The organism is Phenylobacterium sp., from assembly GCF_041919955.1.
In the GTDB taxonomy this organism is placed as follows: domain Bacteria; phylum Pseudomonadota; class Alphaproteobacteria; order Caulobacterales; family Caulobacteraceae; genus Phenylobacterium.
This window is the reverse complement of the sequence record NZ_JAYRSU010000020.1, coordinates 75931-83568: the sequence shown is the minus strand read 5'-3', so window position 1 is coordinate 83568 and position 7638 is coordinate 75931. Positions and strand designations below refer to the sequence as shown.

Sequence of the window (7638 nt, the reverse complement as noted above, 5' to 3'; positions counted from 1 at the left end):
TGGAACCATCGTGCCATGGGCGAGCGCGCCAGCTGTTGAGGGCGCGCGCTCGCCCACCCCAACCATGGCCTCAGAGCCAGCCATGCACTAACATTGAACCCGGATCACCCAATCGGGTCAGGCCAGTCCAGGGCCACGACGTCCTCGGCGACGACGAAGGCGACGAGGCGAGGGGCGTCGGTCTGCATTTGGCAGAAAATGACGGGTCATCGTCATTCCGTCAAACGCTCGCGGCCTCTACGTCCGGCCGGAGTTGAAAGGGAGTTCCCGATGGATCGACGGACAGTCATGGCCCAACTGGCCGCCCTGGCGGCGGGCGCGGGCCAGTTCCTGCCGGGCGCGGCCCAGGCGCATCCGGGCGCCGAGACGCTGGCACGGCCCAGGGTGGCGATGCTGGTGCATCCGAAAATGGTGCTGCTCGACCACGTGCCGGCCCACACCGCCTTCGCCCTGGCCATGTGCGACATCGATCTGGTCTGGAAGGCGTACGAGCCGGTGACGACCGATCTGGGCGTCACGGTGAGCCCGACCAGGACCTTCGAGGAGGTGAGCGGGCCGCTCGACGTGCTGTACGTTCCCGGCGGCCTCGGCGGGACCATGGCTTGCATGGAGGACGAGGCGGTGATCGGCTTCCTGCAGCGAGCAGGAAAGACCGCCGGCCTGGTCACGAGCGTCTGCACCGGGTCACTGCTGCTCGGCGCCGCCGGACTGCTGAAGGGCTATCGCGCCACCGGCCACTGGCATTCGTGCGAACTGCTGCCGCTGCTGGGCGCTACGCTGGAACGCGAGCGGATCGTCGTCGATCGCAATCGCATCACCGGCGGCGGCGTCACCGCCGGCCTCGACTTTGGCCTGGAGGTGGCTTCGCGGCTGCGTGGCGAGGAATGGGCCAAGAGCATCCAGCTGGTGCTGGAATATGCGCCGCGTCCTCCATTCGAGGCCGGGACACCTGTCGGGGCCGGGCCGGGTGTGGTCGGACTCGCCGACCGGATGCTCAGACCGCAATTGGAAAAGGCCCGCGCCGTGGCGGAACGGGTGGGCCGCGGGCTGGCCTAGCCGAAAAAAGGCCGGCGGAGCGATCCGCCGGCCCGAAGCAGGACTATCGCGACGTCTTACGCGGCGGCGAAGCTCGTGCGGCGACGGCGAATGGCCGCGCCGGCGAGGCCGAAGCCCGTGATCATCATCGCCCAGGTCGCCGGTTCCGGAACCGCAGAGGTGCCGGAGATATCGTCGACTTCGAACGAGTTGCCCGTGGAGGCGAAGGTCAGGCCGGTGATGTAGTCGCTACCCGTGGTCCAGGCCTGGAAGAGGCCGTTGCTGGCGGCGTTCTGCTGATTGCCGCCGCCCGGGTTGCCGATCACCACTTCGTTGCCGCCGCTCCAGTGGATGGTCAGCGTATTGTAGGTGTCGACCGAGCCCCAGTTGAAGCTGATGCTCTTCATCGCGTTGTCGAAGGTCAGGCTGGCGCTTCCGCCGCCGAGAACCGACAGGTAATTGCCCCCAGGCAGCGAGAACGGGTTTTGCGCGCCCGAACCGTTGGAGCCGGTCTGGACGACAAAGCCAGCGCCAGAACCGCTGAAATCGCCGACATTGCCAGTTCCGTCGAAATCATAGAGCAGGGTGTCGGATCCGCCCGGAGCGTCGCCGCCCGGAGTGAACAGAGTGGAAATGCCGGCGTGCGCAGTGCCGGCGGCGGCCATACTCAAAACTGCAGCCGCTGCGACCCCTTTCATAAGCTTAATCATAGGGCTAGCCCCTCAATGCGTTTACGGATGACCGCCGAGCGCAGCCACCTCCAGATATCAGCGATACGCGAGTGACAGGGTTAAGTAAAGTTTAACCTGACGGCTGCCCTTCAGATTTCGTGAATCGTCATCAGTCGATGGTGTTGAGATGTGGGCTCATCCCGAAGTTGGTGTCGCAACCCTTGATTTAATCGGATTCGCCCCGCGCGCGAATGCACGAAGGTTTACTTGCATACGTAGACATAGAATCCGCTCGTGCAGGTCTCTCTGTGCCGGGCGTCCGGTGAATTTTGTGAATACTCGCCGACAGGGCAAGCGTCTTTGGCCGTGAACTACTGGCGTGTTGCAACCCCCGACGCTTCGGGGGTCAGTAGTCGTCGATCCACGCGGGCCGAACATCGGCGCGCGGGAGCGCCGCCTAGGCGTCTGCACCCGAGGCCGCTGTTTCAGGCAGGGCGAGGGTGTGCAGGTTCTTCTGCCGGATCTGTTCGCCGGCTTCGTCGAAGAAGAACGGCAGGAAGGCGTAGCGCTTGCCACGAGTCACCGGCGTCGCCTCATGCAGGAGCGAGCAGGAGAAGACCACGGCGCCCCCGGTCGGCGGGCGGTAGGTGCGCGTCCCGAACTCTGGGAAACGCAGGTCGCCGCCTTCGAATTCCTCGGCGTTGAGATTGATCGAACAGGCGAATTTCCGATGCGCCGTGCCGGTCGTGGTATTGTCTCGATGGGCGCGGAAATAGCCGCCTTCCTCAGCGGTGTAGCGCGCCACGATATAGCGCTCGATCCGGGTGGCGTTGAACTGGAAGGCGCGATGGATCTGGCGGATCAGCCGGGTCTCAAGCCGCCGGCGCAGGTCCATGCGGAACGCCTCGTCCTCGATAGTCGCGTCCTTGCGGCTCTTGAAGCCGTCGATGACGGGGACGGTCTTGTCGCCGACCTGGCGCATGACGCCTGAAGGCTCGCCGCCGCTCTCCTCATAGAAGTCGATGAGGCGGCGGCACATTTCCGGTTCGAAGATGCGGGGCACGACCAGGACCGGGGCCATGATCGGCACGCCCGCGTGGTCGTCCGGCTTCGGCAGTTTCGCAAGGATGGCGAAGACCCGGTCCGTGTCGGCCATGGTCCCGCTGGCGAAGACGCGCAGGGTCGGATCCAGGATGAGCCAATGTGGGTTTTCGCGCCCCTCGCCGTCGAGGGCGTGATAGCCTCGACTGACCGAGCCGTCGCGGTCCAGGAACCAGCGCACCCCTGGCTTGTCGCGCACGGCCGCGATCGTGGGCGCGTCGCGGACGACGCAGAAGGCCAGCAGATTGGTTTGGTCGAACAAGGCGTCCGCCGCCGCCATCCGCGCCAGGGCGGCCGCGCGGGCCAGCGGATCTTCCGGAAGGAACGCCAGCAGCACGAAGCGTCCGGCGACGCTCGAAAAGCTGTAGGTCGGGTTCGTCGGCGTCGGGCAGACGAACCACGGGGCGGTTTGACCGGGCGAGAGGCTCATGCGTGAGCTTGGTCGCTTCGGAAGGCGCGGCCTTCAAGCATAAGAAACTTATAAGGGCCTCTCGCGCGCGGCGGCATAAGGGGCGCATAATTGCTGGCGCTGGCGTGCTAGCCCATGTTCCCCGCCGTCGGCGGCCTCGCTCGTCTCCCGCATCGAGCCTGGGGTTCCCACAGACCGGCGGGCGCCGCCGACGCCCGGCTTTGCAAGGATCCGCATGGCGCGGGACTGGACAGTTCGCTTGAGCCCCCGGGGCGGCTGGCGCTATGGCGCGGCGCTCGGGCTGGTCGGCGCCTCGACGGCGGTCGCCGAGGTCATCTACCGGCTGTTCGACACCGACCGGCTTTCGATGGTTTTTCTGGCCGGCGTGCTGGTCGCCGCGGTGGTGCTGGGGCCGGGGCCGGCCTATTTCGCCGCCGCCGCCGCCTTCGTCGTCTACGACATCTATCTGGTCCAACCGCGCGGCGAGTTCACTCTGACCTCGGCAGAGGACGTCATCGTCCTGGTGGTGTTCCTCGCAGTGGCCGTGCTGACCGGCGGCCTGGCGGGCCGCCTGCGCGAGGCCCAACGCCGCGCCGAGGCGCGCGCCCGCACCTCCGGGGCGCTGTTCCGTGCGAGCGAAGAGTTTTCGGCCTCGGACGACGAGGATGCGATCCGGCAGGCGCTGGCGCACCGCATCGCCGACGCCGGCCGCCCCGCCGTGATCTTCTACGGCCACAGGACCTGGGTTTCGGCGGACGGTTTGACGCCGCCCCCGGCGGTGTCGCACCTGGCCACCACGCGTTCTGTGGCCCAGATGGCGACGGTTCAGTCCGGCAGCTGGCGCCTGCGGCCGTTGCGGGCCGAGGGACAGGCGGCGGGCGTCGCAGCCTGGGGCGCGGCCTCCGTGGACCGCGTGGAGGATGACGAGCGGCTGGTCGGCGTGCTGGTCGACATCGCCGGGGCGGCGATCGCCCGCTCCCGCCTGGCCGGGGCGCGGGCCGAAATTCAGGCGCGCGAGCGGACCGAGCAGCTGCGCAACGCCCTGCTCTCGTCGATATCGCACGACCTGCGCACGCCGCTCGCCGCGATCCTGGCCTCGGCCAGCAGCCTGCGTGAGTTCGGCGACCGCTTCGATCCCGAGGTGCGCGACGACCTCATCATCACCATCCAGGAAGAGACAGAGCGGCTGAACATCTTCGTGGGCAATTTGCTCAACATGACCAAGCTGGAATCGGGCGCGCTCACCGTCTCCCAGGTGGCGTTCGGCATGGGCGAGGTCGTCGAACGGGTGGTCGAGCGGGTGCGCCGTCGCGCCGGCGCGCGCGAACTGGTCATCCAGGCGAGCGGCGACCTGTCGGTGCTGGGCGATCCGATCCTCGCCGAACAGGCCCTGGCCAACATCGTCGAGAACGCTGTCCGTTTCACCGTCGGCGAGGCCCGCATCGACGTGGCCGCACGCCGCCAGGACGGCAGGGTGGTGGTCGAGGTCTCCGACGAAGGGCCCGGCGTGCCGCAGCCCGAGCTGCCGTTGCTGTTCGAGAAGTTCTATCGGTCCCCCACGACGTCGGCGAACCAGCAGGGCACGGGGCTTGGCCTGTCCATCGCCAGGGGCTTGGTCGAGGCGATGGGCGGCGAGGTCTCCGCCCGCGGGCGCGACGACGCGCGTCCCGGCCTGATCGTGGCCATCGCCCTCCCGGGGAGTGGGCCATGAGCCTGGCCCACCTGTTGCTGGTCGACGACGAACAGCAGATCCTGCGCGCGTTGCGGCCAGCCCTGGTGGCGGCCGGGTATGAAGTCGCCACCGCCGAAACCGGCGGCGAGGCCCTGGCGCATCTCGCCGGCGAAGCCTGCGACGTGGTGATCCTCGACCTCGGCCTGCCCGACCTGGACGGCAAGGAGGTCATAGCCCGCATCCGCGAGTGGTCGGAGGTGCCGATCCTGGTGCTGTCGGCCCGAGATCTGGAGCACGAGAAGATCGCGGCCCTGGATCAGGGAGCCGACGACTTCATCAACAAGCCCTTCGGGGTCGGCGAGCTGCTGGCGCGTATCCGCGCCTCGCTGCGCGGCCGCGAGCGGCGGTTCTCGGCCAACGCGGTGTTCAGGAGCGGCGACCTGCAGGTGAACTTCGCCACGCGGCAGGTGGCGCTGCAGGGCGACGAGGTCCGGCTGACCCCACGCGAATACGACCTGCTGAAGACCCTGGCGCGCTACGGCGGCCGGGTGGTCACCCACAAGCAGCTGATCGCCGCGGTCTGGGGACCGGCCGCGCAGGTGGACGCCCAGTTCGTGCGCGTGCTGGTGGCGCAGCTGCGCCAGAAGATCGAGGAGGACGCCTCGACGCCGCGCATCCTGCTCACAGAGCCCGGCGTCGGCTACCGCCTGACGCCGGAGGACGAGCGCTAGGCTCCGCTGCTCAGCGCTTGCCCGGCCAGGTCAGGAACCCATTGGCGTCGCGACCGGCCGCCGGATAGGTGCAGCACGGCGCGGGCTGCGGCGCGTAGACCGGCGGCTGCTGGCGATAGACCGGTCCCGGCGCATAGATCACCGGCGGCGGCGCAGGCGCATAGACACGCGGTGGGGGCGGCGGCGCATAGTAGCGGGGCGGAGGGGGCGAGGCGTAGCGCGGCGGCGGAGGCGGCGCGTAGACCGGAGGGGGCGGCGGATAGCCGCGATAGGACTCGTAGACCTCTTCCTGGACGATCCGGCCCTGCGGTGCGGGCGGCGGCGGAGCCGGGGGCGAAACGCGAGCGTAGTCACGCTCCTCTTCCCGGCGCTCGACACGCGCATAGTCGCGCGGCGGGGCAGGCGGCGGCGCATGGACCACGTGCTTGCGCGCCTTGGGCGGATGGCGACGCACCACGACCGGCTTTGCCGGCGCCTTGCGGGCCTTGGGCGGCGGGCAGGCCTTGGCGATGATCTCGGCGGGGTCGGGACAGGCCTTGGTCACTCCCGCGGCGGCCCCGGGCGCAGCTGAGGGTCCGGCCGCGGCGGTCATCGGCAGGGTCACCGATCCGGCGGGCTTGGCCGGCTGCTGCGGGCCGGTTGCGCCGACGCGCGGCGGTCCGGCGGCGTCGCACGCTGCCAGGGCCACGAATACGGCGATTGAGAATACGGTGCGCAGGCGCATGGCGGTTTCCCGGCGTCTTTTAGCCATTTCGGCCGCAAGGATGAGGATCAGTTTCCGTTAACGCTGTGGCTTTCACCGTGGGCGCGAAGAAACCTGGTGACAAGTTCGTCGTACAGGGGAAGCCGCTTATAGGCCCTGAACGCCGGAGCGGCCTCGCGCCAGGCCCTGGCGAAGGCCGCGAGCCGGGGCGGATCGTCCGCTAGATCACCCAGCGGATGCAGCCAGACGCGGATCGTGAACAGCGCCCCGCCGGTCTGCGGCAGGCGGCGCAGGGTCTGGCGCTCGACTCGAACGAAGAGCTCGTCGGCCGCTTGTTCGGGCCTGATCGCCGGGATGCGCGCGCGGATCGGCGCCGAGTCCGGCGTGAAGGGTTCGGCGCTGTTCACGACGCTCCAGTTGCGCCGCTGCAGGACAAGGCCTGGGCGCAGGCCCTCGAAGATCCGCTCCACGCGCTTCAGGAACCGGTCGTTGAAGCCGTGCACCGGGTCATGGATCTGTCCCAGGCTGCGGTCCAGCACGTCGGAGACGGTGAAGAAGGTCGGGGCGCTGAGCGACAGCGCCGCGACCCGCCAGGCGCCGTCCCGCCGCTCCACCAGCACCAGGTCGTCGGGTGTGCGGCGTGCGGCGGCGTAGAGCGGCGGGCGGCCTTCCAGGGCGATCGCTTCGCCGAGCGCGGCCTCGATCATCGCCAGCACTTCGCGCTGACCGGCCTGCGACCCCGGGACCTCTCCCCAGACGACGTCGCGATGGGCGGCGTAGAGCGGATCCTTGCGCGCGGCGGGGTCGGCCTCGCCGCCCTCCAGCCAGGCGGACTCTTCGATAGCCTTCAGCCCGATGGTGAAGTCCGCCGCCTCTTCATAGGGGGCGTGACGGATGCTCATTTCGGCTTGAAGCGGCGGGCGATCGCCCAGAGGCCGAGCCCCAAGACGACCCCGATGGCGTCGGCGAGCGCGTCGCGCCAGTCGCCGTTGCGGCCGAAAGGCATCAGGGTCTGGGCGATCTCGATGGCGATCCCGAGGGCGAGCACCCCCAGCGCCACCAGCCAGCGGCGATGGGTCGACATCAACAGGCCGATGACTGTCAGCAGGCCGAATGCGATCGAGTGGGCGGCCTTGTCCCACACCAGGCTGGATCCGGGCACGTCTTCGTTGGGCGCCAGGGTCATGTAGAGGATGACGAGCACCGCGGCGGCGAACACCGCCAGGCGGAGCGGCCGCGGGATGAAGGAGAAGAACGCGCGCATCGCCTCTCTAGTAGCCGTCCGGCGCGACGACGGCGAGCCTTTCAAAACTCGG

General features: G+C 68.9%; 7 protein-coding genes and 1 pseudogene. 3 read left to right on the top strand and 5 right to left on the bottom strand.

Annotation, left to right across the window (positions count from 1 at the left end):
* Positions 1 to 270 precede the first annotated feature (270 nt).
* Complete coding sequence (locus tag ACE3T2_RS16370; protein ID WP_374659247.1) at positions 271 to 1056, top strand: DJ-1/PfpI family protein; 786 nt, start codon at positions 271 to 273, stop codon at positions 1054 to 1056.
* A gap of 56 nt (positions 1057 to 1112) precedes the next feature.
* Here the strand turns inward: ACE3T2_RS16370 and ACE3T2_RS16365 are convergent.
* Both ACE3T2_RS16365 and ACE3T2_RS16360 read right to left on the bottom strand, forming a co-directional pair.
* Positions 1113 to 1223 (bottom strand): annotated as a pseudogene (locus ACE3T2_RS16365) (PEPxxWA-CTERM sorting domain-containing protein); the annotation flags it as partial.
* 940 nt (positions 1224 to 2163) lie between these two features.
* A complete protein-coding gene (locus ACE3T2_RS16360; RefSeq protein WP_374659245.1) occupies positions 2164 to 3237 on the bottom strand; it encodes a 2OG-Fe(II) oxygenase in 1074 nt (357 codons plus the stop codon).
* Positions 3238 to 3475: 238 nt separating this feature from the next.
* On the opposite strand from ACE3T2_RS16360, the gene ACE3T2_RS16355 reads away from it, so the two are divergent.
* A complete protein-coding gene (locus tag ACE3T2_RS16355; RefSeq protein ID WP_374659243.1) occupies positions 3476 to 4927 on the top strand; it encodes an ATP-binding protein in 1452 nt (483 codons plus the stop codon).
* The gene (locus tag ACE3T2_RS16350) at positions 4924 to 5619 is read left to right on the top strand and encodes a response regulator (RefSeq protein WP_374659241.1); all 696 of its coding nucleotides are present in this window, start codon (positions 4924 to 4926) and stop codon (positions 5617 to 5619) included. The genes ACE3T2_RS16355 and ACE3T2_RS16350 overlap by 4 nt, the downstream gene beginning before the upstream one ends.
* A 10-nt stretch (positions 5620 to 5629) precedes the next feature.
* Here ACE3T2_RS16350 and ACE3T2_RS16345 read toward each other — a convergent pair whose 3' ends face one another.
* Genes ACE3T2_RS16345 through ACE3T2_RS16335 form a run of 3 tightly spaced genes read right to left on the bottom strand, consistent with a single transcriptional unit; the run spans position 5630 to position 7586 of the window.
* Complete coding sequence (locus tag ACE3T2_RS16345) at positions 5630 to 6343, bottom strand: hypothetical protein (RefSeq protein ID WP_374659239.1); 714 nt, start codon at positions 6341 to 6343, stop codon at positions 5630 to 5632.
* Between the two features lie 47 nt (positions 6344 to 6390).
* Complete coding sequence (locus tag ACE3T2_RS16340; RefSeq protein ID WP_374659237.1) at positions 6391 to 7224, bottom strand: heme-dependent oxidative N-demethylase subunit alpha family protein; 834 nt, start codon at positions 7222 to 7224, stop codon at positions 6391 to 6393.
* Positions 7221 to 7586, bottom strand: coding sequence for a VanZ family protein (locus ACE3T2_RS16335; RefSeq protein ID WP_374659235.1), 366 nt, complete (start codon positions 7584 to 7586; stop codon positions 7221 to 7223). The genes ACE3T2_RS16340 and ACE3T2_RS16335 overlap by 4 nt, the downstream gene beginning before the upstream one ends.
* Positions 7587 to 7638: the final 52 nt, after the last annotated feature.

Excerpts from the sequence above, each read along its gene's own strand:
- ACE3T2_RS16360 (WP_374659245.1), bottom strand. The coding sequence starts at position 3,237 with ATGAGCCTCTCGCCCGGTCAAACCGCCCCGTGGTTCGTCTGCCCGACG.
- ACE3T2_RS16370 (WP_374659247.1), top strand. The coding sequence starts at position 271 with ATGGATCGACGGACAGTCATGGCCCAACTGGCCGCCCTGGCGGCGGGC.
- ACE3T2_RS16345 (WP_374659239.1), bottom strand. The coding sequence starts at position 6,343 with ATGCGCCTGCGCACCGTATTCTCAATCGCCGTATTCGTGGCCCTGGCA.
- ACE3T2_RS16350 (WP_374659241.1), top strand. The coding sequence starts at position 4,924 with ATGAGCCTGGCCCACCTGTTGCTGGTCGACGACGAACAGCAGATCCTG.
- ACE3T2_RS16340 (WP_374659237.1), bottom strand. The coding sequence starts at position 7,224 with ATGAGCATCCGTCACGCCCCCTATGAAGAGGCGGCGGACTTCACCATC.
- ACE3T2_RS16335 (WP_374659235.1), bottom strand. The coding sequence starts at position 7,586 with ATGCGCGCGTTCTTCTCCTTCATCCCGCGGCCGCTCCGCCTGGCGGTG.